This window comes from Marinomonas sp. S3726, assembly GCF_000967665.1.
In the GTDB taxonomy this organism is placed as follows: Bacteria; Pseudomonadota; Gammaproteobacteria; order Pseudomonadales; family Marinomonadaceae; genus Marinomonas.
In genome coordinates this window covers 21425-45523 of the sequence record NZ_JXYC01000032.1, presented here as the reverse complement: position 1 = coordinate 45523, position 24099 = coordinate 21425, and the positions used below count along the sequence as shown (strand labels likewise).

At 40.0% G+C, this 24099-nt stretch carries 28 protein-coding genes; 25 read left to right on the top strand and 3 right to left on the bottom strand.

Translation table 11 applies throughout. From position 1 onward, the window contains the following. The first annotated feature begins 2 nt into the window (after positions 1-2). The 5 genes from cysN (at position 3) to TW85_RS21030 (ending at position 4305) form a co-directional block, all read left to right on the top strand. A complete protein-coding gene (gene cysN / locus TW85_RS21050) occupies positions 3-1616 on the top strand; it encodes a sulfate adenylyltransferase subunit CysN (protein ID WP_046019121.1) in 1614 nt (537 codons plus the stop codon). Positions 1617-1753: 137 nt separating this feature from the next. Continuing rightward, positions 1754-2242, top strand: a complete 489-nt coding sequence (locus TW85_RS21045; protein ID WP_046019120.1) for a WbuC family cupin fold metalloprotein — start codon at positions 1754-1756, stop codon at positions 2240-2242. 75 nt (positions 2243-2317) lie between these two features. Beyond that, positions 2318-2710 (top strand): nuclear transport factor 2 family protein, encoded by a 393-nt coding sequence (locus TW85_RS21040; RefSeq protein WP_046019119.1) that lies wholly within the window; start codon positions 2318-2320, stop codon positions 2708-2710. 113 nt (positions 2711-2823) lie between these two features. Beyond that, complete coding sequence (locus TW85_RS21035) at positions 2824-3333, top strand: GNAT family N-acetyltransferase (RefSeq protein ID WP_084616461.1); 510 nt, start codon at positions 2824-2826, stop codon at positions 3331-3333. Between the two features lie 171 nt (positions 3334-3504). Then, complete coding sequence (locus TW85_RS21030) at positions 3505-4305, top strand: transporter substrate-binding domain-containing protein (RefSeq protein WP_238326274.1); 801 nt, start codon at positions 3505-3507, stop codon at positions 4303-4305. Between the two features lie 115 nt (positions 4306-4420). Here TW85_RS21030 and TW85_RS21025 read toward each other — a convergent pair whose 3' ends face one another. After that, a complete protein-coding gene (locus TW85_RS21025) occupies positions 4421-5611 on the bottom strand; it encodes a hypothetical protein (protein ID WP_046019118.1) in 1191 nt (396 codons plus the stop codon). A 202-nt stretch (positions 5612-5813) separates the two neighbouring features. Here TW85_RS21025 and TW85_RS21020 point away from each other — a divergent pair, with 202 nt between their 5' ends. The 11 genes from TW85_RS21020 to TW85_RS20975 all read left to right on the top strand — a co-directional run bounded on the left by TW85_RS21020 (position 5814) and on the right by TW85_RS20975 (position 11901). Continuing rightward, positions 5814-6278 carry a MarR family transcriptional regulator gene (locus TW85_RS21020; RefSeq protein WP_052702343.1) on the top strand — a complete coding sequence of 155 codons (465 nt, stop codon included), beginning with the start codon at positions 5814-5816 and terminating at the stop codon, positions 6276-6278. Between the two features lie 99 nt (positions 6279-6377). Continuing rightward, positions 6378-7241 (top strand): alpha/beta hydrolase, encoded by an 864-nt coding sequence (locus TW85_RS21015; protein WP_052702342.1) that lies wholly within the window; start codon positions 6378-6380, stop codon positions 7239-7241. After that, complete coding sequence (locus tag TW85_RS21010; RefSeq protein WP_084616458.1) at positions 7235-7768, top strand: DUF1579 domain-containing protein; 534 nt, start codon at positions 7235-7237, stop codon at positions 7766-7768. Before TW85_RS21015 ends, TW85_RS21010 begins: the two co-directional genes overlap by 7 nt. Positions 7769-7812: 44 nt before the next feature. Next, complete coding sequence (locus TW85_RS21005) at positions 7813-8223, top strand: GFA family protein (RefSeq protein ID WP_046019116.1); 411 nt, start codon at positions 7813-7815, stop codon at positions 8221-8223. Positions 8224-8254: 31 nt separating this feature from the next. Continuing rightward, on the top strand, positions 8255-8566 hold the full coding sequence (locus tag TW85_RS21000) for a YciI family protein (protein ID WP_046019115.1): 312 nt from the start codon (positions 8255-8257) through the stop codon (positions 8564-8566). Positions 8567-8596: 30 nt separating this feature from the next. After that, positions 8597-9199 carry a DNA-3-methyladenine glycosylase I gene (locus tag TW85_RS20995; RefSeq protein ID WP_046019114.1) on the top strand — a complete coding sequence of 201 codons (603 nt, stop codon included), beginning with the start codon at positions 8597-8599 and terminating at the stop codon, positions 9197-9199. A 95-nt stretch (positions 9200-9294) separates the two neighbouring features. Continuing rightward, entirely contained in the window at positions 9295-9645 is a 351-nt protein-coding gene (locus TW85_RS20990; protein ID WP_046019113.1) for a DUF1493 family protein, read from the top strand. 30 nt (positions 9646-9675) lie between these two features. Then, on the top strand, positions 9676-9867 hold the full coding sequence (locus tag TW85_RS26045) for a CPXCG motif-containing cysteine-rich protein (RefSeq protein ID WP_084616456.1): 192 nt from the start codon (positions 9676-9678) through the stop codon (positions 9865-9867). A 9-nt stretch (positions 9868-9876) separates the two neighbouring features. Further along, positions 9877-10209 carry a YnfA family protein gene (locus tag TW85_RS20985; protein ID WP_046019112.1) on the top strand — a complete coding sequence of 111 codons (333 nt, stop codon included), beginning with the start codon at positions 9877-9879 and terminating at the stop codon, positions 10207-10209. A 114-nt stretch (positions 10210-10323) separates the two neighbouring features. Further along, positions 10324-11292, top strand: a complete 969-nt coding sequence (locus TW85_RS20980) for a GyrI-like domain-containing protein (protein ID WP_046019111.1) — start codon at positions 10324-10326, stop codon at positions 11290-11292. Between the two features lie 168 nt (positions 11293-11460). Further along, on the top strand, positions 11461-11901 hold the full coding sequence (locus TW85_RS20975) for an Lrp/AsnC family transcriptional regulator (protein WP_046019110.1): 441 nt from the start codon (positions 11461-11463) through the stop codon (positions 11899-11901). Positions 11902-11962: 61 nt separating this feature from the next. Here TW85_RS20975 and speB read toward each other — a convergent pair whose 3' ends face one another. Both speB and TW85_RS20965 read right to left on the bottom strand, forming a co-directional pair. Beyond that, complete coding sequence (gene speB, locus TW85_RS20970) at positions 11963-12775, bottom strand: agmatinase (protein WP_046019109.1); 813 nt, start codon at positions 12773-12775, stop codon at positions 11963-11965. 65 nt (positions 12776-12840) lie between these two features. Beyond that, positions 12841-13620 carry a transporter substrate-binding domain-containing protein gene (locus TW85_RS20965; protein ID WP_046019108.1) on the bottom strand — a complete coding sequence of 260 codons (780 nt, stop codon included), beginning with the start codon at positions 13618-13620 and terminating at the stop codon, positions 12841-12843. Positions 13621-13859: 239 nt separating this feature from the next. Between TW85_RS20965 and TW85_RS20960 the strand changes: the two genes are divergently transcribed. The 9 genes from TW85_RS20960 (at position 13860) to TW85_RS20920 (ending at position 24054) form a co-directional block, all read left to right on the top strand. Then, positions 13860-14945: a low specificity L-threonine aldolase gene (locus TW85_RS20960; RefSeq protein ID WP_046019107.1), complete on the top strand. Its 1086-nt coding sequence runs from the start codon at positions 13860-13862 to the stop codon at positions 14943-14945. A gap of 110 nt (positions 14946-15055) precedes the next feature. After that, positions 15056-15886 carry an AraC family transcriptional regulator gene (locus TW85_RS20955; RefSeq protein WP_046019106.1) on the top strand — a complete coding sequence of 277 codons (831 nt, stop codon included), beginning with the start codon at positions 15056-15058 and terminating at the stop codon, positions 15884-15886. An 86-nt stretch (positions 15887-15972) separates the two neighbouring features. Next, positions 15973-16383, top strand: coding sequence for a GFA family protein (locus tag TW85_RS20950; protein ID WP_046019105.1), 411 nt, complete (start codon positions 15973-15975; stop codon positions 16381-16383). Between the two features lie 53 nt (positions 16384-16436). Continuing rightward, positions 16437-16904: a hypothetical protein gene (locus tag TW85_RS20945; RefSeq protein ID WP_238326273.1), complete on the top strand. Its 468-nt coding sequence runs from the start codon at positions 16437-16439 to the stop codon at positions 16902-16904. A gap of 176 nt (positions 16905-17080) precedes the next feature. After that, positions 17081-17431 carry a DUF805 domain-containing protein gene (locus TW85_RS20940; RefSeq protein WP_046019104.1) on the top strand — a complete coding sequence of 117 codons (351 nt, stop codon included), beginning with the start codon at positions 17081-17083 and terminating at the stop codon, positions 17429-17431. Positions 17432-17634: 203 nt separating this feature from the next. Continuing rightward, the gene (locus TW85_RS20935) at positions 17635-17985 is read left to right on the top strand and encodes a DUF805 domain-containing protein (protein WP_046019103.1); all 351 of its coding nucleotides are present in this window, start codon (positions 17635-17637) and stop codon (positions 17983-17985) included. Between the two features lie 344 nt (positions 17986-18329). After that, complete coding sequence (locus TW85_RS20930; protein WP_046019102.1) at positions 18330-19079, top strand: transporter substrate-binding domain-containing protein; 750 nt, start codon at positions 18330-18332, stop codon at positions 19077-19079. Positions 19080-19331: 252 nt separating this feature from the next. Next, positions 19332-21224 carry a methyl-accepting chemotaxis protein gene (locus tag TW85_RS20925; RefSeq protein WP_046019101.1) on the top strand — a complete coding sequence of 631 codons (1893 nt, stop codon included), beginning with the start codon at positions 19332-19334 and terminating at the stop codon, positions 21222-21224. 1252 nt (positions 21225-22476) lie between these two features. Beyond that, positions 22477-24054, top strand: coding sequence for an alanine/glycine:cation symporter family protein (locus TW85_RS20920; RefSeq protein WP_046019100.1), 1578 nt, complete (start codon positions 22477-22479; stop codon positions 24052-24054). Positions 24055-24099: the final 45 nt, after the last annotated feature.

Here is a 24099-nt window from a genome sequence, read left to right as displayed (position 1 = left end):
GAATGTCGCACCAGTCAGAATTGATCAGCCAAGATATTCTTGGTTACTTAAAGCAGCATGAAGAAAAAGACATGTTGCGTTTGTTAACTTGCGGTAACGTGGATGATGGTAAAAGTACCCTAATCGGACGTCTATTGCATGACTCAAAACTTATTTTTGAAGATCACCTAGAAGCCGTAAAACGTGACAGTAAAAAGTCAGGTACTCAAGGTGAAGAAGTTGATTTAGCGCTTTTGGTAGATGGCTTACAAGCTGAGCGTGAACAAGGTATTACTATTGATGTTGCTTATCGTTATTTCTCAACAGAGAAACGTAAGTTCATCATTGCTGACACACCAGGGCATGAACAATACACACGTAACATGGCTACAGGTGCATCTACTTGTGACCTAGCTATCATCTTGATTGATGCCCGTTACGGTGTACAAACACAAACACGTCGTCATAGTTATATTGCGGCATTGTTAGGTATTAAACACCTAGTGGTAGCTGTTAACAAAATGGACTTAGTCGACTTCTCTGAAGACAAGTTCAACGAAATTAAAGCTGAATACCTAGCATTTACTGAGCAACTAGGTAACCGTGCCAGCGAAGATATTCGCTTTGTGCCATTATCAGCGCTTCGTGGTGATAACGTTGTAAATGAATCAAGCAGCACACCTTGGTACACAGGTGGCGCTTTGATGAACATTTTAGAAAGTGTTCAGATTGACCGTGATGTGAAGAGCAATCAATTCCGCCTTCCTGTGCAGTATGTAAACCGTCCTAACCTAGATTTCCGTGGTTTTGCCGGCACGATTGCCGCAGGTTCTGTAAAACCAGGTGATGAAATTATTGCTTTGCCATCAGGTAAAACAAGTAAAGTTGATGCGATTGTTACCTACGACGGTAACCTAGATGAGGCAGGTGCAGGCGAAGCTGTTACCATCACACTAGAAGATGAAATCGATATCAGTCGTGGTGACATGCTTGCTCACGTAGGTAGTGAACCGCTAATGGCAAGCACATTAAGAGCTTCCATAGTGTGGATGGCAGATCACCCACTAGTACCGGGTAAATTGTATGACTTTAAACTAGGTACACAAACTGTACCGGGTAAAGTGCATCACTTTAACCACAGAGTAGATGTAAATACGCTTGAGCACAGTGAGATCGAATCACTAGAGCTAAATGGTATTGGTGATTGCATCATTCAATTTGATGCACCCGTTGCTTTCGATCAGTATCAAGATAGCCGCCTAACCGGCGCCTTGATCATAATCGATCGCCTATCTAACGTGACGGTTGGTGCCGGCATGGTAGAAGAGAAGGTTGCTGATATTGATGAAGATTCAGATGTAACCGCAGAAGATAGAGCAGCACGCTTAGGTCAAAAGCCAGCTGTCATTGCTTTATCAGAAGAAGCATTTGGTCAAGCTAAAGCGCTGGAGCGTGCATTACTTCGCCAAGGTATTGTTGCTCTTGCAAAAGCGGACGTAAGCCAAGCAGAAGCTGATCTTGTACGTGCAACAGGGGTTACCTTGCTAACGAATGATGAGAGCCATGCGGATTCTGAAATCTCAGAGACTAAAGTTGAAGAGATAGTAGAACGTGTTATTGAAAGTGTTCGCTTGTAATACTGGTATGTAAATACTTATCAATATTAAAAAATCCCAGCCAAGTGCTGGGATTTTTTTTGCCTAATGATTAAGATTGCAGCCATAAAATTCATTACTAATCCCAAAAATGATTGAAACTGCGAACAGGAAGAAAAATGAAAAAGCTGGATGATGTGCTATTCCAAGAATTAATTGAAAAAGCTGAACAAAGCGAACGCAAGCGCTCACATCATTGTTTTCATACCGAGCACTCAGACCCAGTTCAGCGCATGTGTATAGGTTTAAAAAAAGGCACCTATGTTAGACCACATTTTCATGGACAAACGAACAAATGGGAAATGCTACTCGTGCTAAAAGGGCAAATGGCTTTAGTCGTCTTCGATCAAGCGGGTAACGTCATTGAAAAGCTAAGTTTGAGTCCTAGTCAGCCTATTATGGGGGCAGAGTTTCCCGAAAACACCTGGCACAGTATTTATCCAGAAACAGAAGATGTGATTATTCTAGAGTTAAAACCTGGCCCTTTTACGCCTGCTCAAGAATCAGACTTTGCTGCTTGGGCGCCGAAAGAAGGTGAGCAAGGTGTTAGCGAATTTATGGCTTGGTTAGAAAGTGCAAAACTAGGTCAGCGTTATTTAGCGGATTAGTTACAAGTTTTCATTCAGTTTATTTCTGAGCTAGTCTTAGGCGTTATTAGTTTAAGGCTAGGGAAGGAAGTTTAGATGCAGAATGAAATGAAAAGAGATCTGATAGTTCGCTATTTACAAGCTTATAATTGCTTTGACCTAGATGGCATGGTACATACTTTGTCGCAAAACATAGAAATCGAAAATATTCGTAAAGGTCATACAGAATCCAAAACTAAGGGAATAGAGGCATTTAGCGAATTAGTGAGTAAAGCTGCTCTGGTTTACAGTGAGAGAAGCCAAACGATCCTCGAGCTAGAGGAGGTTGGTCAAATGGTCTGCATCAATGTTGAGTACAAGGCTACCTTAGCTGCTGATCTTTTTATGAATAATACGGACCTGAAAAAAGGCGAGACAGTGGTATTTAATAGTCGCTGTGAATTCTTTTTCGAAGAAGACAAAATCTGTCGTATCCGAGATATTTGTTAGCCTCATAACCTTTTACTCATAGTATGAATTTACCCATATATAATGATCGAATTTCATACGTTTTCTGATCAAGGCAATAGAAAAATCCTTCAAATGCCTAAAGGATATTGTGCGTGATTTTAATTGATACCCCAAGACTACAAATGCGCGAGTTTACCCTTGCCGATAAAGAAGCTGTTCTTGACTTTGCTAGTTGTGAAAAAGTCACTCAATACACGGGAGATGCAGGTATGGTGAAAAGTCTTGATGATGCTGCCATGGTTATTAGAGATGTCTGGATGGCTGAGTACGAAAGGTATGGTTACGGTCGTTATGCACTTATTCATAAAGAAGATAATAAAGTTATTGGCTTTTGTGGCGTGAAGTTTGATAAAAGACTGAATGCCCCAGATATAGGCTATCGATTATTACCTCAATATTGGGGGCAGGGATTAGCAACAGAAGCCGTTACCGCAGCATTAAAATATGCAAGAGATGCCCTTAAACTAGATAGGATCATTGCTGTAGCCGTTGATGAGAATGTCGCTTCCAATAAAATTCTGCATAAACTTGGCTTTAACAAAATTGACTCTTACATAGATGAAGGGTTTCGCATTTATCGATATGAGTCTCTCTCCAGCTAAATTCTCCAGCTAAATAATGTACCCTAATAGATTTTAAAGAGGCTAAGTTTAAATCCATTATTAAAGAGTGAAATTATGATGTATTCCTTTATTAGAGTATTTAAAATTAACTAAACACCTCATCTAAACCCGTTAACCTTATTCATCTCCCCAATGAAAAGGTTTAAAACTATGCTAATTAACATGTTTAAAATCAAACCACTGTCACAGGGTTTGCAGAAAATAGCCGCTAAAACACCTCTCATTACCTTAACATCCGCTCTTTTTTTCTTCTCATTACCCAATAGTGTACAGGCACAAAATGTCTCTATGACAACAACAAACTGGGCACCTTTTTATGCTGAATCTCTAGAAAAAGGAGGGTTTGTCACCGCCATAGTTGACGCTTCATTTAAAGCAGCGGGTTATGACAGTTCGATCGAATTTACCAGTTGGACAGACGCGCTAGAGCAAGTAAAAGAAGGTGAGAAGGACGTTGTTGTTGGCGCCTATTTTTCTGAGGAAAGGGCACAGCATTATCACTATTCATTGCCTATTTATTCCGTTTTGACGGGGGTATTTAAAAAAGCTGGGCACGAGTTAAACTTTTATACCTCATTCGACATGCTTGATCAGTATAAGCTAGGCAAGCTTGACGGCACGGTTGTCGCGAAAAGTTTCGATGCTTATCCGTTCAAACACTTAAAAGGTTATGAGCAAGTAAGCTTGGGTTTAGAAGCCTTGAATCAAGGGGAAATAGACCTTTATGTTGAGAGTTATGCTGTTGCTAAGCAAGTTGCAGCCGATATGGGCATGCAAGCGGATAAGATAGAAATGATACAGCCGCCTATAGAAGATAATGACCTACATATCATGATTTCAAAAAGCATCCCTAATGCCATCGAAATCCGAGATGCCTTTAACAAAGGCTTTGTACAAATTCAGGCAAATGGCACCTATGAGACAATTCTGAAAGATTTCAACCAGATGTAACTCTGATTGAAAGAGGAAACACTCACCTCCCTAGGTTTTTAAAATGGAAATTAGGTAAGTGCATTGAGCCAAGGACGGCTTTTTTAGCCTTCTTGGCACAAGCATATCCTTTCATTTACGCCTTAATAATATCCTTTAAAGCACGTCTTGGCCCATGAGGTGTCATCTCAGCGGTCCCTAACCTAAATAGCATTTGAACTGTGTCAGCGTCTTTAATATTAAAGAAGCGTTTAAACTCTCCTTGTAATGGCAGCATGTCTTCATACTCTTGCAGCACTTGGCTCATCGGGTGTTGAGCAAGTCCCATTTCAATGGTTTTAAGATTGATACGGCAATATTCACGCCCCACATTCACTTGATCTTCACGGGTATTAAACTTAGAGCTCATCCAAGCAAAGGTACCTGTAGATGCTGCTGTTTTTTGTGTCATAGTGACAGCTTGTTGGCCAAAATCAGTTGAATCTTTTTCCACGCTTTCTCTAGAAAGAAAAAAGTTCTCAACCAAGATTCGTTTAAACCCAGAAAGTCCTGCTTGAGCAGTACCAAAACCATCACGGTATTTCATGACTTCATCATCATTGAAACGAAAAATCTTGATGGTTTCCATGTCTCTGGCTTTGTCTTTGACCTCAATTTTCATCGCTTTTGTTAAAACCTGCTCCAGTTGCTTCTTGGCAGCAGGGTAGCTCACTAGCGTGAAAGGAGTCTGATTATAATTTGCGTGAAATTGCTCTAATTCAGATACCTGAGCCTGAGTGAGCGGGGCATTATTATATTCACGTTTATTAGAATGCCTGTTTAAGATATGGGCAAAAAGAGGGTTAGTTTCAACCTTGTCGTTGGCTTCTAAGCGCACTCTCGCAACAGGCTTATTCGCCAGCTCTGTGTTGCTATACATGCCTTGTGGGAAAAGCGTTATTTTTGCTTCATGTTTTAGGCCTGTTGCTGCAATAGCAGCGGTTTCTAAGAAAGTTCCTTGGCCAATATGAATCTGTCTGTAGTAGGGATCTGTTTCTGGTAATAAGCGCTCAGGGTCGACATAGAGTTCAAACTCTTTCTCACCCGTTAGCTTAATAATCCAAGGTTGTATGTTGTGTGGATTAGGACTTAACACAGCATAGGCTAATACCTGTAATCGAATATCTTTCATTTCTGAGGTTGGGCCATTCCAGCCGTAACTAGTATCTTGATCGCCATTTGCTGCAGAAAGAGAAGACTCTAGGTTGCCACAACTTGTTAAGCCTGTGGTTAATGCAACTGCGCCAGTACCCAGGCCAAGTATACTGATAAATTTACGTCTGTTCATGCTATTCCCCTTAGAAAAGGATTCTCAAAGATGGTTAGAAAATCGTTTTAAATATGTATTCCATGGAATGTATGTTATATTCCTTGGAATCTAAGTCAAGCGATAAGTGTAAAAAAATTAAAAAAGTTTAAAAAACGTACAGAGAAAAGCATTCAATATAGTGTGTTAGAAAATACGTTTTACGGGTAAGAAGGAAACAAGGGTGAGTAACAGAGAAGATACTGAAGTGCGTCTGACAATACTGTTCGGCATACTGCAACAACTGATGACAACAAGACAAAATAAGCTTTTTGCGAAGCTTGAACTCACGTCATCTCAATTTGGATTGCTGATTCATTTTACTCATAATCCAAATCGAAGCTGGCTAGTCACAGAGTTAGCTGAAGTTATGGAAGTGAACCAGCCAGGCATTACAAAAATAGCGAGTCAGTTGATAGAGAAAAACTTGTTAATTGCTACACCTGATACCAAAGATAAGCGCAAAAAACATTTAAAAATCAGTGATAAAGGCTTAAAGACTTGTTCTAGTACCATGGCTGCCTTTAGTCCAGATATACAAAATATTTACTCTGCCTTCGAAGATGAGGAGTTAGGCGATCTAAGCCAACATCTAGAAAAACTCATGTCTTGGTTGGATTCAAATCGGGATAATATTAAAGGGCTATAAATTTTTAATTATTTAATTTACTACTGACATATGGTGTCAGTAGAGTGTCATTATACTGCCTGCTTCGAGTTAAAACATTTAATCAAGGAGCAGATAGAGATGGCACTATTTACCCATAATTCAGGCAACTACTTAATAAGAGAAGATGCCAATATTTATTATGAGGTGACAGGAAATCCGGCAGGCTTTCCACTTATCTTACTTCACGGTGGCATGGGTAACTTAACCGACTTTAATGCCATTTTAGGCTCTTTGGTCAATGATTATAAATTGATAGGGTTAGATTTTAGAGGCTATGGAAAATCCAGTCTTGGCACTAAAGCTTTGAGCTATCAAATCTATCAAGAGGATGTAGAGTTCCTGCTTGATCACTTAAATATCGCCCACTTTGCCATTATGGGGTTTAGTGATGGCGGTATCACTGCTTATCGAATTGCCTCCCATAAAACCTCAGAAAAAGCCTCTCAAGTGAAGGCGCTTGTTGCCATTGCGGCTCATCAACAAATTCATAAAAGCGATTTTTGTTTTCCTTTTTTAGCCAATATGACAGGGCCAAAATGGCGAGCTAAATTTCCAGTTTCTACGGCTTATTACGACAGGGTCAATCCAGAACCGGACTTCGATCACCTAGTGGAACAAGCCGTAAAGCTATGGACATCAGGAAAAGGGAGCCAATACCCAGATAAGGCCGTTAAACAAATAAAAGCCCCTTGCTTATTGGTAAGAGGAGAAGAGGATCATCTATTTTCAGAGATAGAAATGAGTAGGCTCAACTCTCTTATCAAAGGATCGCAAATGGCTTCAATTGCCACTGCAGGTCATGAGGCATACCAAGACAATCCCTATGTTTTTACTCAAAAGGTAAAACCCTTTCTGCTTGAGGTTCTGTCATCAGAGGTCAGGCTAGCACCAGCAATATCAAATGAAGTGAAGCAACAGTCAGAGAAGGAGCCAGTATGTTAGCGCAGACGTTAAACCCCTTTGAAAGCGAAACCCCAGATCATAATGCGGGAATGGAAACAGATATCAAAGCCCCAGAGGATTTTGATTTTATGATAGGCCATTGGCAAGTAAAGCATAAGCGGCTTAAAAAACGTTTAGCTAATTGTCAGGAGTGGTATGAGTTTGACGGTACTTCTTCAACCATCAAAACCTTAGGCGGCTTTGGTAATTTAGAGGATAACTTACTCAACTTTCCAGAAGAAAGTTATCGTGCTTTAGCGCTGCGTTCCTTTAATGAAATGACACAAACATGGTCAATTTGGTGGTTAGATGCACGTTTTCCTGACGCACTCGATACGCCCGTCTCAGGAAGTTTCAAGCAAGGTGTCGGCTTGTTTTATGCCGATGATGTGTTGCACGGGCAAAATATTATGGTGAGGTTTAAATGGATATCCTCTACTGAAACCCCAAGATGGGAGCAAGCTTTCTCCACCGACGAAGGCGCAACATGGGAAACCAATTGGATAATGGAATTCTCTCCACGTTAATTGGGTGCTCACTAATACAATTACCATTAATAAGGAAATCACCAATGCCAAATGCAAGTTGTTTATGCGGACAAGTCAAAATCACAGCAAAAGAGGTAAAGCCTGATGTGAGTGCGTGCCATTGCCAATCTTGTCGAGGTTGGGGAGGCGGGCCATTTCTTGCTGTACAGTGCGGTACAAAGGTACAGTTTGAAGGGCAAGAACATATTAAAGAGTACGATTCTTCAGAGTGGGCGAAACGTGGCTTTTGCCAAGCATGCGGTACACACCTTTATTTTTATTTCAAAAAAGCAAAGGCTTATAACATGCCAGTCGGTATCTTCGAAAATCTACAAGATCTAGCCATGGCGATGCAGTTCTATATTGATAAAAAGCCTGATTACTACTGTTTTGCCCAAGAGACAGTCTCAATGACCGAGGCAGAAATTATGAGCTACTATGCAAGCGAACTTTAGATCGCATCAAAGGAAATGAGGAGAGAGTAATATGTTTAATATTTATTTAACGTTTGCAGAAAATAAGTCTCAAGCACCAGATCACATGCAAGCTCATAAGGACTGGATAAAACAAGGGGTCGAAGAGGGCGTTTTTATTATGGTGGGTAGTATTAAACCATCTGCCGAAAATACCAAAGGAGGAGGCTGTATTATGGCTCATAGCCTGAGTTACGACGCTTTAGTCGAGAAAGTGAATCAAGACCCTTTTGTCATCCATAAAGTTGTACAAGCTGAGATTTATGAAGTTACCCCAAACCAGTTAGATGATAGGCTAGCTTTTTTAATGCCTGTCCAAAATTGAAAAGCAGGTGTAAAGCAAAAGGAAAATTGAATGTCAGCCCCATTTATTGGTCCAGATGGTAAAGCACGATGTGCTTGGGCAGGTACTGCTCCTGAGTTTCTTGCTTATCATGACAAAGAATGGGGGTTCCCTGTTGTTGATGATCAAAGACTATTTGAGAAGGTGTGTCTAGAGAGTTTTCAGTCTGGCTTGAGCTGGCGCACCATCTTAAATAAACGAGCGACTTTTCGCGCCGCTTTTGATCAATTTGATTTTCATAAAGTTGCCCTCTATCAAGAGGCTTATGTAGAGAAATTACTGCAAAATGAAGGTATTATTCGCAATCGTCGAAAAATAGAAGCGGTTATTAACAACGCTCAAAAAGCCATTGAAATGCAGCAAGAAGAAGGTTCTTTGGCGGCCTTTTTTTGGCGTTATGAAGCAAAAGCACCCGCTGAGCCTCAAAGCCAAACCACGTCTGAAGAATCCATTGCACTCTCAAAAGCCCTTAAAAAGAAAGGCTGGAAGTTTGTTGGCCCCACCACCATGTTTGCCTTTTTACAATCCATGGGGTTTATCAATGACCATGAATACGGCTGTTGTGTACGAGAAGAAATCGAAATAATTCGCAAGCAGCTAAAAAGACCTTCCTAGTAGTGAAATAGTGTAAATCTTCTAAATTTAGCTTTATGCTAGCGATAATTTTTAAGATATAGAATTCAAACTATAGTAAATAAATGGTAGCGATTATGTCTAAGCAGTTTGAGGTGATTGCTTTTATTTCAGAACATACAGGAGAGAAAATATCTAATATCACTTTAGATAGTTTTCTAGTTGATGATTTGGGGATTGATGGTGATGATGGACGTGAATTACTAATTGAGTTTTCTAAAAAATTTAATCTCAGCTCAGCTGAAAATGATGTAACTTATTTTAATCCCGAAGGTTTTAATCCTATTACTCTCGCTTTCTCTGGTATCACTGCATTCATTGATGGGTTTTTAAATAGTTTTAATGACGAAGATAAAGATAATCTAACGCCACTTTCTGTAAGGCATCTAGTACTCTGTGCTGATAAAGGCGAGTGGATCAAAGCTTGACTTCATTTAACATAAAACAGCGAAATAACCATGCATCAACTCGAAGAAAAGAGCATCTCTTGTCCTTATTGTGGCGAGTTAATTGACGTTCTTATTGACCCACAAGATACAGATCAAGAATACATTGAAGATTGCCAAGTCTGCTGTCGGCCCATTAGTTTTAATGTTTACGTACAGCCCAATGGGGAATTAACTGTGACTGTCAGAGCCGAAAATGAGTAGTGATCTAATATGTTTGAATTGAAAACCCTTGGTCTTTTTTTAGTCACCGCCTTGGCCGAAATCCTAGGCTGTTACTTACCTTATCTTTGGCTTAAACAAGATAAAAGCATTTTACTCTTAATACCTGCAGCCCTGTGTTTGGCTTTGTTTGCTTGGTTATTATCCTTACATCCAGAGGCGTCCGGCCGTGTTTATGCCGCTTATGGTGGTGTTTATATTTTTGTGGCTATCCTATGGTTATGGCTGGTGGACGGCATTAAACCAACCCATTGGGATATGATAGGCGCAAGTGTGGCACTGGTTGGAATGGGGATTATTATGTTTGCACCTAGATCCGTTTAATTAGCGTCTTGGCGTAAAGCGCAAGAATGGAAAAGTCGCTTTATTATAAATCTGATAATCTATCCACTTATCTATTCCTATCGTTATTAGGGTCAAGACACCCAGTTGTAAATTATGAACTCAGTCTATCTCGCTAGAATCCAGCAAGCGCTTCAATATATAGAGACCAACCTAAATACCAATTTATCTTTGAGTGACGTGGCTAAAGCAAGTTACTTTTCTGAGTTTCATTTTCATCGCATCTTTAAAGGGGTGATGGAGGAAACCTTAAATGACTACATAGGTCGCAGGCGAATGGAAAAGGCCGCTAACAAGCTGGTTTGCCATCAAGACCTATCTATTACACAGATTGCACACGAAAGTGGTTTTTCCTCCAGTGCTAATTTTGCCAAAGCAGTAAAACTTTACTTTGGTTTTAGCCCCTCTCAATTAAGAAACCCAACTAAAATACACGCAAAAGAGAGCAAGATAGGAAAAATCCAAAGCAAGTATGGAAAAGTATTTTCACCATCAGATTTATATCCTACTCACATCACAATAAGTGATATGACTTCTGCACCAAACGGTGCTGAGCTAGGTAAAAACCAATTAAAAATGGGTAATAAAATGGATGTGAAAGTAAAAAATTTATCAGAACAAAAAGTATGGAAATTATCGAGTGTAGGGGGTTATGAGGAGTCTGCCATTTACCAAACTTGGGGGCAGCTTATCGACTTCGCACAAACACGAGGTGTTGATGAGAAGGCACAGCAACGATTTGCATTTTGTTATGATAATCCGGTGTTAACACCTTTAAATAAATGTCGCTATGAAGCGGCGATTATTATGCCGGAAGCGGCGCAAAATACGACAGTAAGTGCACCATATTTTATGGCAAGTATTCCTGCTGGAAAATACGCGGTGCATTATTACAAAGGCTCTGGTGCTGATGCGGTTCAGGCCCATTTACGTTTTTATTCCGACTGGTTGCCACAAAGTGGTTATGAGCCTGATCATTTTCCTATTATGGAACATTACTTAAATGATGCCAGAGTGGATGGTTTTGTGGAGATGGAAATTTATATCAAGCTAAAAGCCTTATAAAAACTAATAGCATTAAAACCTCCACCTTAATCCTGTGCTTCTATTTAAGGGCACAGGGTTAAGAGCTTCCCATTAAGATGCTTGAAAACGAGTGAAAGCAAAGATCTATTTCGATGACTTTGATATAGTTTCAACTCTTATTCACTTCATATTAAGAAGCTCACCCGAATGACGCCAGATGCAAAAGACAAACAAATTTTAGCCTTGTTGCAGCTTAATGCACGACTATCTACGGCTGATATTGCCCGCCAAGTCCACCTTGCAAGATCGACAGTGCAAGAACGTATAAAACGTATGGAACAAGCTGGTTTGATTCAAGGTTATGCGGTTAAACTCAATGCAGACTTATTACCAAAGAACGCCATACAAAGCCGTGTGGCGCTGAGTGTAAAAGCGTCACATTTTAATAATGTGATTCGTGCATTAGAGTTGATGCCAGAGGTCTTGTCTTGCGAAACAGTCAGTGGACAATTTGATTTGATGTTAAAGGCGCAAACAGCGTCGCCAGACAAGCATGATCAATTAGTGGAAAGAATCGGCGAACTCAATGGGGTTGAGCGCACCGAATCTAGCATTATTTTGCGAGAGTTTTTCAAACGCTCAATATAGCGCTTTTGTTATCGCTCCATTGTTAGAGAGCGCTTTTGTTGTCGCGCTATTGTTAGAGAGCTTATTGGCAATCTCTTAGCATAAGTCCAGCAAGCTCTTTGTAGAACTTGGCACACACCATGGCTGTCATGCCATTAATGTCTCGTTTAGGGTTATATTCCACGATATCTGCGCCAACAATCGGCACTTCAATAGATTGCAAAATACTCAGAACCTCTCGAACACTTAACCCACCTGGTTCATGATGTGACACACCTGGCGCATAAGCTGGATCCAATGCATCTAAATCTATCGAAACATACAAAGGCCCAGTAATGTTAAGGTCCTTACCCGGATACCAATGCTTCATTTCATGTACTTCAACCCCAAACTTTTCGGCTTGCTGAGCTTGATGCGCATTGAGTGTACGTATCCCTACCTGAATTAAACGATTCGCCGAACCTGACTCCATAATACGAGCAAAAGGACAGGCGTGTGAATGCCTATTTCCTTGTAGCTCGTCATATAAATCCGGATGGGCATCAAAGTGCAATATGGTTAAATTCTCATGCTTTTGCGCAAGCGATTTCACCAAGGGGTAACTAATGGAATGATCTCCTCCTAAGGTGAGAATCTTATGGTTCGAGGCGATGAGCTCTGCACTTTTTGCTTCGATTGCATCAAAGGCTTCTGATTCATGGCTCCAGCTAACATCCCCCGCATGGTGTAAACGAGAGTCTTTATTAATGTTAGTGCTCATCTCTGCTGTCGTATTGGCAGAACCGTTATACACAGCTTTATGAATCACATCCGGCGCGTCAGCTGGGCCACGTAGATGGGAAGAGTTAAAATCGAGTGGCACATTGAGTGTCGAAACGGCTTGGTATTTTTGCATAATGTCTCTCTTTTTCTTCTGCTTTTGCTTTTACTTGCTGTCGCTATGAGTGTTTGGCTAAGGCATTAATAAATGCTGAATGGAAAATACTTACTGTTGATGTTCTGGTAAGTGCCATTGTTACGAATATCTTGTATGGCCTGATTAAAGTCTTGGCGAAGAGGAGAGCCTTTTTTCAAGGCGATAGCGATTTGGTCATTAATATCGATATCCTCTCCTTTAAACTCGTAGTCTTGATTTGCGACAGGCTTGCCAGAGTCAGAAGCGGATTGGCTTAACCAGTTATAAGCAGGGAATTTATCCGATAGGAGCAAATCAATGCGGTCTGCTTTTAAGTCTAAATAAGCCAGATCTTGGGTGTCGTATAATTTGATACTAACCTTATCTGCATAATGATCTTCAAGGTATTGGCTAGACACAGTTGATCGGTAAGCCCCGATTGTTAAGCCTTTAAGGCCTTCATCCGTTACCTCGATATGTTTATCTTTAGGGCCAATAAACGACAATACATTTGAGTAATAACGCTCGCTGAAATCCACCACTTTAGAGCGCTCTGGGGTAATCGACATTGAAGAAATGACAGCATCAAACTTACCCACTTTTAGGCCCGGAATCATACCGTCCCAAGTTTGAGCTTGGATTTTACACTTGGCTTTCATTTGATGGCATAAGGCCTTGGCGATATCTACATCAAATCCATAAAGCTCTCCTTTGTCATTTACCTGAGCAAAAGGGGCGTAAGAACCATCGACAGCAATACGTATTTCGGCAGCATTAACGCAAAGGCTCGCAAAACTAGTGCTTGATGCGAGAACGAAGAGGCCTGCTTTTATTATTTTTTTCATGATAAGTCTCATAGTGATCGAATGAATGACCACTATGACCCTCAGCCATGTCGGTTAATACCTGCGTTTTAACGAAAATAAAGCCCTTGACCGACGATACGCCGGATTGATGCTGAGTGAGTGGATGGATGAGCAAAAAACTCAATCACTGCAATATTTTACAATCATGTACAAAATCTTATAGGCATACTTAAAACATCATAAGTAAACGTATTGATAACTTAGTTAAGGTATTGAGTATGACAACAAGAAATCAGCCAAATTTAGAACACCTACCCGGATTAAAAGGTGGTTTTACCAGTGACAATATTGCAGGTGCTTCAACACAAGTATTAGAAGCCTTGGTTGCTGCCAGTGTTGGTGCGGCACAGCCTTATGGCGCCGATGAATATACTCAAAGTATGGAAGCTAGGCTGCGCGATATATTTGAGTGTGACCTTAACGTATTTCTAGTGCCAACAGGGTCAGCGGCTAACGGTTTAAGCTTAGCGACACTTACACCGCCTTGGGGCGCTGTTTTATGCCATAAGGATAGCCATATCAATAATGATGAATGTGGCGCACCAGAGTTTTATACATCAGGCGCTAAGTTGGTTGAAGTAGCGGGTGATAATGCCAAAATTTCGGCCGCAGCGTTACGTATTGCCGCGCAAAACAAAATAGGCGATGTGCATAGTGTACAGCCATCTTGCGTGAGTATCACCCAAGCAACAGAAAGTGGCAGTTTATACTCCCTAGCAGAAGTGCAAGAAATAGGGGGGATATGTCGTGATCATGGACTTAAATACCATATGGATGGGGCGCGTTTTGCAAACGCCCTTGTAGCGTTAGATTGCACACCCGCTCAAATGACATGGCAAGCCGGTGTGGATATTCTCTCTTTCGGCGCGACTAAAAATGGGGTGCTAGCAGCAGAAGCTATTATTGTTTTTGATACAAGTTTGAGCAAAGAATTGGCATTTCGTCGTAAACGTGGCGGCCATCTAACGTCTAAAATGCGTCTCTTGTCAGCGCAAATGGATGCGTATTTAAAAGATGATTTATGGCTAAATAATGCTAAACACGCCAATGCAATGGCAGCACGATTAGCTCATGGTTTAAGTGACATTCAGGGGGTGGAATTGATGGATCAAACCCAAGCGAATATCATATTTTGCCGCATGCCAGAGGTGGTTATTCAAGGCCTACAAGAACAAGGTTTTCGTTTCTACCATGACAGATGGGGTAAAGGGATAGTGAGATTAGTTACGGCTTTTGCCACGGCTCAAGAAGAAGTGGATGCATTTATCGAAGCCAGTCGACAGCTGAGTTTTAATGCTCATTAAAGACAAGTTTCTGGTATTGTCATAACATAAACGATTTACGACAAACCATAAGATAAATTCTAAACCACAACAACTCAGCCACAAAATGAAAAGGGCAAGGGGAGGGCAAGATGAGAGATCAAATACAATATCACCGTGTTGCTGACACCCCTGATCTAGTACTAAGTGATGGCACCTTTTCAGAGTTTGAATTCAAGCCCCATTATCACCTTGATTACCACATAGGGATGGTCACTCAAGGTGTGCAAAAGCAGCGTTTTCAAGGAAAGAGTGTTTTATTAGGGCCTGGCCGTATTTCTATCATGCCTCCCGGGGAAATTCACGATGGCTCAGGTTATGATGATAATGAATATAGCATGTGTACTTTTCGTATTTCCGCTTCATTATTAACCGAATACATGAACGAAATTAGTGGTAAAGAGCTTGGCTTAGTTGGAGATGATATAGCCCCTTTTTTTGCTGGTGCCATGTTAGAAGATACTGCTTTGGCTAATCGCTTGATTCAGCTTTATCAAGGGGTTCAAAACCCCCAAGGTTTAAACGCTTTACCCGTACAAGAAGCTTGGCTTAAATTGTTCGATCCTTTATTTCAATCATTAAAGGTCGTCACCCCGCAGGCGGTTGAAGGTGGGCTCTCTATCACTCAGCTTATGTTGGTAAGAGAGTATGCCGAAGCAAATCTTGCAAATAAGATTAGCTTAGAAAAGCTAGCCGCCTTATGTGATCTTAGCCGGTATCAATTCCTACGTCGTTTTGAAAGTAGCATGGGGCTCACACCTCATAATTGGCTTATTCAATTACGTTTGGAAAGAGCCTGTCTATTATTGCGGTTGCCGAATCAAAATCTGGCTCAAGTAGCAGCCAATGTTGGGTTTTACGATCAGAGTCACTTCAATCGCGCCTTTCGTAAATGGTACGGCATTACCCCTTCGCAGTATTAACAAAAATATAATGAAAGCGTTCTGTTTATCATTTCTTTTTATTTAAATGAGCGTAATTAATGAGTTTTAAAAATAAGGAAATAACAATGGCAAGCGAGATATATCAAGGAAGCTGCTTATGTCAGCAAGTGAATTTTCAGGTGGAAGGGGCGTTTGAAAACTTCTTTTTATGTCATTGTGATCACTGTAAGAAAGATACTGGTAGTGCTCATGGCGCGAATCTGTTTAGCTCCACCGCTAAGTTAACTTGGTTGCAAGGGCAAGATAAGGTAAAAACCTTTAGGCTAAAAGACACAAGGCATGTCCGTAGCTTCTGCCAAGACTGTGGTTCAGGTCTGCCAAACCTGCAATTTGATGATTCGTTACTAGTTGTACCAGCAGGCTCACTTGATACGCAATTGGCAATGGAACCAAATGGCCATATCTTTTGTCGTAGTAAAGCCAAATGGCAAGCTGGGTTAGAATCTGTGAAAGAGTTTGAAAGTTTTCCCCAGTAATTCTGACTTGTCAAAAAGCATGTCATCTTATCAAAACTAAGCAAGGAGCAAGCATGAAACGCTATCTAAGAGTAAAAGGTTCTAACGATTTAGCATTTAATCAAAATAAGCTTAGTGTCAAAAAGCTCATGTTCGGCTTGCTGAGTTTAAGCCTTGCTTCCTCCCTTTATGCGAATGATGTCAACATTTTGGCCGCTGACCTTAAACATCAAGGTAATAATACTTGGTCCTTAAGTGTGACATTAAAACATGATGACACAGGTTGGGATCATTACGCAGATAACTGGCGATTGGTCGATAGCCAAGGCAAGGTTCTAGGGGATAGAGTGCTTTATCACCCTCACGTTAATGAACAGCCTTTTACTCGATCTCTAAATGCGATTCATATTCCTGTTGCTAAGTTGAGTGCTGGCGAAATACTTTATGTAGAAGCCCATGATAAGGTGCATGGCTGGACCAAGAATCGATTAGCACTTGATCTCAGTCTAGTGAAAAATGGCCGTTTACAGCAAAAGAGATAAAGCAAAGTGAGATAGCTTTTAGCCTTAATACGCTGCATTTATTACAAAAAAGGACATTGAGTAACACGCTTTAGACAAAAGTAACCACATTAAACATGCAGTTAAATTTCAGCTGCTAAAATATAGTTAATGATTAGAAAATTATTTCAAAACGGTATCGAAATAAGGGTGGCCATATGGAATATTTTATTAATGCGTTAACTAATTATGCTGACTTCACTGGTCGTGCCAGACGTAGAGAGTACTGGTACTTTAATCTCTACTACTTTGTTTTTTATCTCATTGTCATCGCTTTAGATGCAGTTTCAACTGCAGGTGGTTTTACGGCGCTTTATACTCTCGCCATGATAGTGCCAAGTCTCAGTGTCTTAGTAAGGCGCCTACATGATACAAGTCGAACTGGCTGGTGGTTGTTATTGATTTTCATCCCTGTTTTGGGGCATCTGATACTTTTATATTTCTTAGTACAAGATAGTCATCAGGATAATGAATACGGTTATAACCCAAAAGGTGGGATCTTGTGTTAATTCAGCACCCCTTTACCTCCACTTAAAGTAGGATAAGGCTAGTTCTATCATAAAGCTTAAAACTCCTTTATATTACTGCTTCGTTAATTTTGAAAGCTGAAAAATTAGCATAAACATGGATGTAATATTTAGCCTATAACATGCTTCTAAAGCCCTTAGATTAGGGGAGGCGTTTGTTGTTTGGCTCACAAAGGATGCAATAGATGGAATATTTTACCTTAGCTTTAAAAAAGTATGCGGACTTCTCAGGACGAGCAAGACGAAAAGAGTATTGGATGTTTACCTTAATCGCCTTGCTGTTTCACCTCTCTCTTATAGTGATTGAAGCGGCAATTGGCTTCATGGGCCTATCAATCTTATTTTCTTTGTTCATATTTATACCAAGTCTGAGTATTTTAGTAAGACGACTACATGACACCAATCACTCAGCTTGGTGGTTACTTATTGGGCTGGTGCCTGTTTGTGGCGCGATTGCCTTATTTATCTTTCTCGTACTTGATAGCGATGATGCTAACCCTTATGGGTTCAACCCAAAAGCGAGCCCAGTTTTCTAGAGAACTAAGAGATTTAAGACTCCGATAAAATCTGAATGTAAATAAGAGACGATACGAAAGCAAAGGTAATAAGCCGTGAATAATCTTTTGCCAGCGTATCGTCGAGTTCTTTTTTATCTAACCCCGCATTATGGCGATTGCCCCGACTTAAGTTATAAGCCTTAGCTCTTTATTTAGGGCGTATTTAAAACAGGGCTAAAACAGCGATCTTTTTCCAGCTTCTTTTCCTATTTCCTTTACCGCTCTCTTTTCACCTTTCTTCTAGTTAATGATTACCTCCTTAATTTATGAATGCTTTACTATAATTAAGCATCAAAAAATGGTGATACTAGAAGTCCACATCCATGAGCCCGCATAAGTCTCTCTATCCATTTGTATTCTTGCTTAGTGTGCATTCAGCTATGGTGCACTCAGATACTGTGCAAGAGGTGACACTCCTAGCAGACGAATGGTGCCCATATACCTGTTTACCAGATAAAGATAAGCCTGGCATCCTAGTCGAAGTGGGGGAGATGATCTTTGCAAATAGCCAGACAGAGTTTAATTTCCAGCTAATAAACTGGTCTAGAGCCGTTAATAATGTCAGGGCAGGCAAGTCTCAAGGGTTACTTGGTGCCTATATTGGCGATGCGCCAGACTTTATCTTTCACTCTCACCCTATCTTATTTTCACAAATGTGCTTCTATACCAAACCAAGTGATAGCTGGACATTCACAGGGTTTGAATCCCTTACTAAGCGTGTTATTTCAGTCATTAATGGCTACTCATATGGTGATAAATTCGACCAGTATATGGTCAAACACCCAAGTAATATCATCAATATAACGGGCGATAAGCTACTTGAGAGAGAGCTGCTGATGTTACAGACGAAACGAATAAATACCATTTTGGAAGACAAATTCGTCTTTGGAAAAAAGGCAGAAGAATTCGGATTAGTATCGAAAGGCTGTCTTGCTAGAGAAGGGGTCTATATGGCTTTCTCACCAGCAAATGAAGCGCTTTCTACAGAGTTAGCTGGGTGGGTTGATCAGGAACTCGAAAAGCTTAAATCAAATGGAAAAATTGAACTTATCCTCAAAAAATATCTAGATTAAGTAGCTTTTTATTCTTAATTATCGAGTAACTTTCAAATGAATTTCTATTTAGTTTGAGATGGGCATTTGACTTAAAACATCATCTTTTCCTTTTTTAAATGAAAGCCTCTCTGTTTCAAATGAAACTGAGCTGCCTTTCAAAAAGCAACAGAAGCAAACAATTCATATACAAATCATCTATAGTTTTTCTGTAAAGTGTGATTTGGTTTCATTTATTAATGATTCATGTCGTTTTACCTAAAGGAAATTAATGTGGCAGCAAAATCGAAAATTCTTTATGGCATAGGCAGCTTATTTGTAGCTGTGATTAGCTTTATCACACTCACCAGTTTTTTTAGCTTCAAGCAAGCTTCTACAGAGGGCTATAACAAAAAATTAGAAACAGAATCTTTCTTGGTTACTAGCGCCATTGAGCAGCGCATGAATCGTACCTATGATGTTTTAAAAGTAATTTCTGATGAACTTGATTTAGGTGACGGTAAGTCATCGTTTGATATTGAGAAAGCAGTTAAGACGCTTAAATCAATTTCAAACAACCTTGATGTGATTAATGCCTATGTGGCAACACCTGACGGGTTAACTTATTCCACATCAAGTAATGGGTTAGTGAAGAACTTTAATGCTAAAGAAAAACAGCGAGAGTGGTTTTTAAGGGCTTTTGCAGGCGATAAAAAGATTCTCACTAAACCTTATGTGAGTACTGAAGGTAATGCGGTTATGGCAGCTGCCGTGCCGATTGTACGTAATGGCGCTGTCGTAGGTGTGGTTAGCGCTAACTTGTCTATTGATAACCTCACTAATTTTATCGCAGGATTAACGGATAACAATCAGATCTTTGTGACCAATACCTATGGTTATATATTTGCCGCAAAAAATACTGACTTACTAGGAAAAAATCTTAAAACAGTCATTCCTGACTATGCATCCTTTAGCAACTCACAAAGTAATCAACATACCTATTCCATTGAAGACAAAGACTATTTTGTGGTGACATCTCACATGGCTATGCTGGGTTGGACGACCTGGGCATGGGATGAGTGGGAGAATATCAACGCAGCATCAAATGATAACCTAGTTACCAATATTATTATTTCGATCATCCTAATCCTAATCTCCTTAGGTGTTGCTTATACCCTGATTATTCGTCTTATGTATAAGCCTATCGGCGGCGAACCAAAAGAAATCGAAAGCATAGTCAATAGAATTGCAAATGGGGATTTAACCTATCTCAATGCTAGTAATGGCAATGAGACTGGCATTTATGCCGCTGTACTTACTATGGCTCATAACCTTAGAAATACGGTTTCTAATATCAATTCCACAAGTCAGATACTAGACACAGCTTCGAAGAAAATTCTCAATTCAGCTTCTAATGTGATGCAAAGCTCAGAAACTCAAATGCAGCAATTAGAAACGACATCCAGTGCCATGTATGAAATGACAAACACTGTTAAAGCGGTTGCTAAAAGTGCATTAGAAGCTTCTGATGCCACTAACTCAGCTCATAAGCATTCTAATCAAGGTATTCAAACAGTTACCGAAGTAAATGAAAGCATAGCGACCTTAGTTGAAGGAATAGAAGAATCAGAAAGAGTCGTTAAAAAACTCGAAAATGAAGCTGCTGGGATAGGAAATATCTTGAATGTAATAGGGGATATTGCAGAGCAAACTAACCTATTAGCACTTAATGCGGCGATTGAAGCGGCGCGAGCGGGTGAGCAAGGGCGAGGGTTTGCAGTCGTTGCGGATGAAGTAAGAAGCTTAGCAAGCAGGACACAAGAGAGCACTAGCCAAATACAAGAGCTTATCGCGAGACTTCAAGGGGCAGTAAACAACTCAGTGAGTCTTATGCAGGCAAGTTGTGAGAATGCACAACAGACACTGTCTAAGTCGTCCGATGCAAATGATGCTTTAACAGCTATCCGTGATTCAGTCGCTGTTATTTATGACATGAATGCCCAAATAGCCACGGCAGCGGATCAACAAACGCAAGTAGCAGAGGAAATAAGCAGCACCGTTATACAGATTAATGACTTAGCTAAAAATACTTTTGATAATTCTGAGAGCAATGCTCAAGTGGCTGGGGATCTTTCCCATAGTGTTGACTCACTTAATCGCTCGGTAGAAATATTTAAAGTTGATTAGGAATTCACTAAAGCACTGTCTTTGATAAAGCACATGAGAGAGCGAATCTTGACAGACACTGATGTACTGTTTTTATCAGTGTCTAATAAGTTCGCTTTTTCAGCTTTTGGCACAGGCTATGCTTGAATTATCTAGGTAGATTGATTTTTTAAGCGAAAATGACCAAAACTGGATTAAATTGTAGTTGAAAGCACTGCTTATGAGATGAAATGGTGCACTTGCTATTTTTAAACGTATCTAGACTCGCTTATCTTACTCAAGATGTCGCATTAGTCTTTTTAAATGGCCGATGGTTTCTTTAGGAAGTGATAAGCGTTTGTGAACCTATTTCAAACTCATGACATGCCGGTGTCGTTTTTTTAACAAAAGTCACTCTATTTGGTCAAAGTAAGTTTTCAACATGTCTTGATAAGGAAGCCAAGAGTTAGCATAAGTTGCCTATCTATTTAAAGTATATTGAGCATTTGCTTAGTAGTTTTTTTGTTATGAAGTGATACTTTTTAACCAAGTTAACAATTTTATTTGCCAAATGACTCTGGCTGAGATAGGTTTGGGTTCTTTTATATATGAACGATAAGTTTATAAGCGAAAAATGATTAATAATCACTTTTTCATAGCTTTTTTGCAGTTTAAAAAACTGAAAAAGTTTAACTTTAAAACATTATCTAATAGTTATAAAAGAAGAAAACATAAAGCATTGTTGAAAATTACAATAAATAAAATGTCGTTAAAAATCATATTCTTATGGTTTTATTTCGGCTGAAAACTAAAAGAAATAAAGGCTCTCAGGTCAGGGTGATAAAAACTTAAGTAGTTATAGTTAATAATGTAAACGTATTAAGGAAGAGGGGCTTTATAATTCAGGGTTATATCTTTTAAGTAATTGGGTGTTGCTTAAAATATGTTCAGTGAAATAATATTTTCTATTAGTTTAAAGTGAAATTTCAATTTCTTTTTTGACAATGATTTTAATATATAGCTGAACGAATAATTTTGAACTTTATAAATATCAGTGTCTAAGTTTTATACAGTTTTCTGTTTATAGCCAAGTCGCTTTTCTCCTCTTTCTTTGATTGATTTTACTCCGAATAGACGTTGTCGTTTTTTTATAAGCGTTAACAACCTCGACACCTAGTGATAGGTACTAAGAGTAAGAACATCGGCCCTAGCTGCTAATATATTGTTAACTAAGCCTTGAGAATCCTGTTTTAGAACGAAAACCTGCTGAGCTTAATAAAATGGGATAACCAATATGAAAAAGACACAGCAATTATTTGCACTCTTTATGCTGATATTTAGTACAAACATACTTGCGGCTGAAACTAGCGCATTTGGGGAGTTTGTAGGTTCGATAAGTCGCTCGGTTGACGGTTTCTTCAACGACTACACAGGTTGGTTCGTTGGTTTAATCTTCTACAGTGTGCCAGTTGGCGAAGCTAATTTTCCAATTATCGTAGGTTGGTTGTTGCTTGCAGCAACAATTTTCACAGTTTACTTTGGTTTCATTCAGTTCAGACGTGCTGGCCTTTCGATCGATATCGTTCGTGGCAAGTTCTCTAACCCGAATGCTAAAGAAGACGGTGAGGTGTCTCACTTTCAGGCCCTAACAACTGCGCTATCTGGCACAGTGGGTCTAGGTAACATTGCTGGTGTGGGTGCTGCTTTAGCGATTGGTGGACCAGGTGCAACATTCTGGATGATCCTTTGTGGTCTTCTAGGTATGGCATCTAAGTTCTGTGAGTGTACGCTAGGTGTTAAATACCGTACTGTTCTGCCTTCTGGCGTTGTTTCTGGTGGTCCAATGTACTACCTAAGCCGTGGTCTAGAAGAGCGTGGACTACCAAGCCTAGGTAAATTCCTAGCAATTGGTTTCGCACTTATGTGTATCCTAGGTTCTTTCGGTGGCGGTAACATGTTCCAGGCTAACCAAGCCCATGCCATGTTAACTTACGCTTTCGACGTACCAAGTGAATACGGTGTAATCACAGGTCTAGTACTAGCTGCTTTAGTTTTCTCTGTAATCGTTGGTGGTATGCCTTCAATTGCATCAGTAACTGAAAAAGTTGTACCTTGGATGGCACTACTTTATGTAGGCATGTCTGTTATCGTAATCCTTGCAAACTTCGGTCAAATCGGTGCGGCTATTAGCGCTATCTTCGAAGGTGCCTTCACAGGTGCTGGTGTAGCGGGTGGTTTCATTGGTGCATTGATCCAAGGTTTGAAACGTGCAACCTTCTCTAACGAAGCAGGTGTTGGTTCTGCTGCGATCGCTCACTCAGCGGTTAAAACAAAAGAGCCAGTAACTGAAGGTCTAGTATCTCTACTAGAACCATTCATCGATACAGTAATTATCTGTACTATGACTGCTTTGGTTATCACTATTGCTGGTCTAAACACAATGCCATTCAACGGTGAAGGCCTAACAGGCGTTACCTTGACAGCGGCATCGTTCACAGCAACAGCGGGTATTTTCAAATACTTCCTAGCTGTGGCAGTAATCTTGTTTGCTTTCTCAACTATGATCTCTTGGTCTTACTACGGTCTAAAAGCTTGGACTTACTTGTTTGGCGAAGGTTCTAAAGTTGAACTGACTTTCAAAATTATCTTCTGCTTCTTCGTAGTCGTTGGTGCAACTATCCAGTTTGGTGCTGTAATCGACTTCTCTGACGCAGCTATCTTTGCTATGTCTATCTTCAACATCCTTGGTTTGTACTTCCTAATGCCTGTTGTTAAGAAAGAGCTTAACTCTTTCATCGCACGTATTAAGTCTGGTGAAATCAAGCGTTATGACAACAAAGACACTGATTCAAATTCTGCAGAAAAAGCATAATTCATCGTTTTTTCATAATAGAATGAGATCATAAAAAAACCCGCT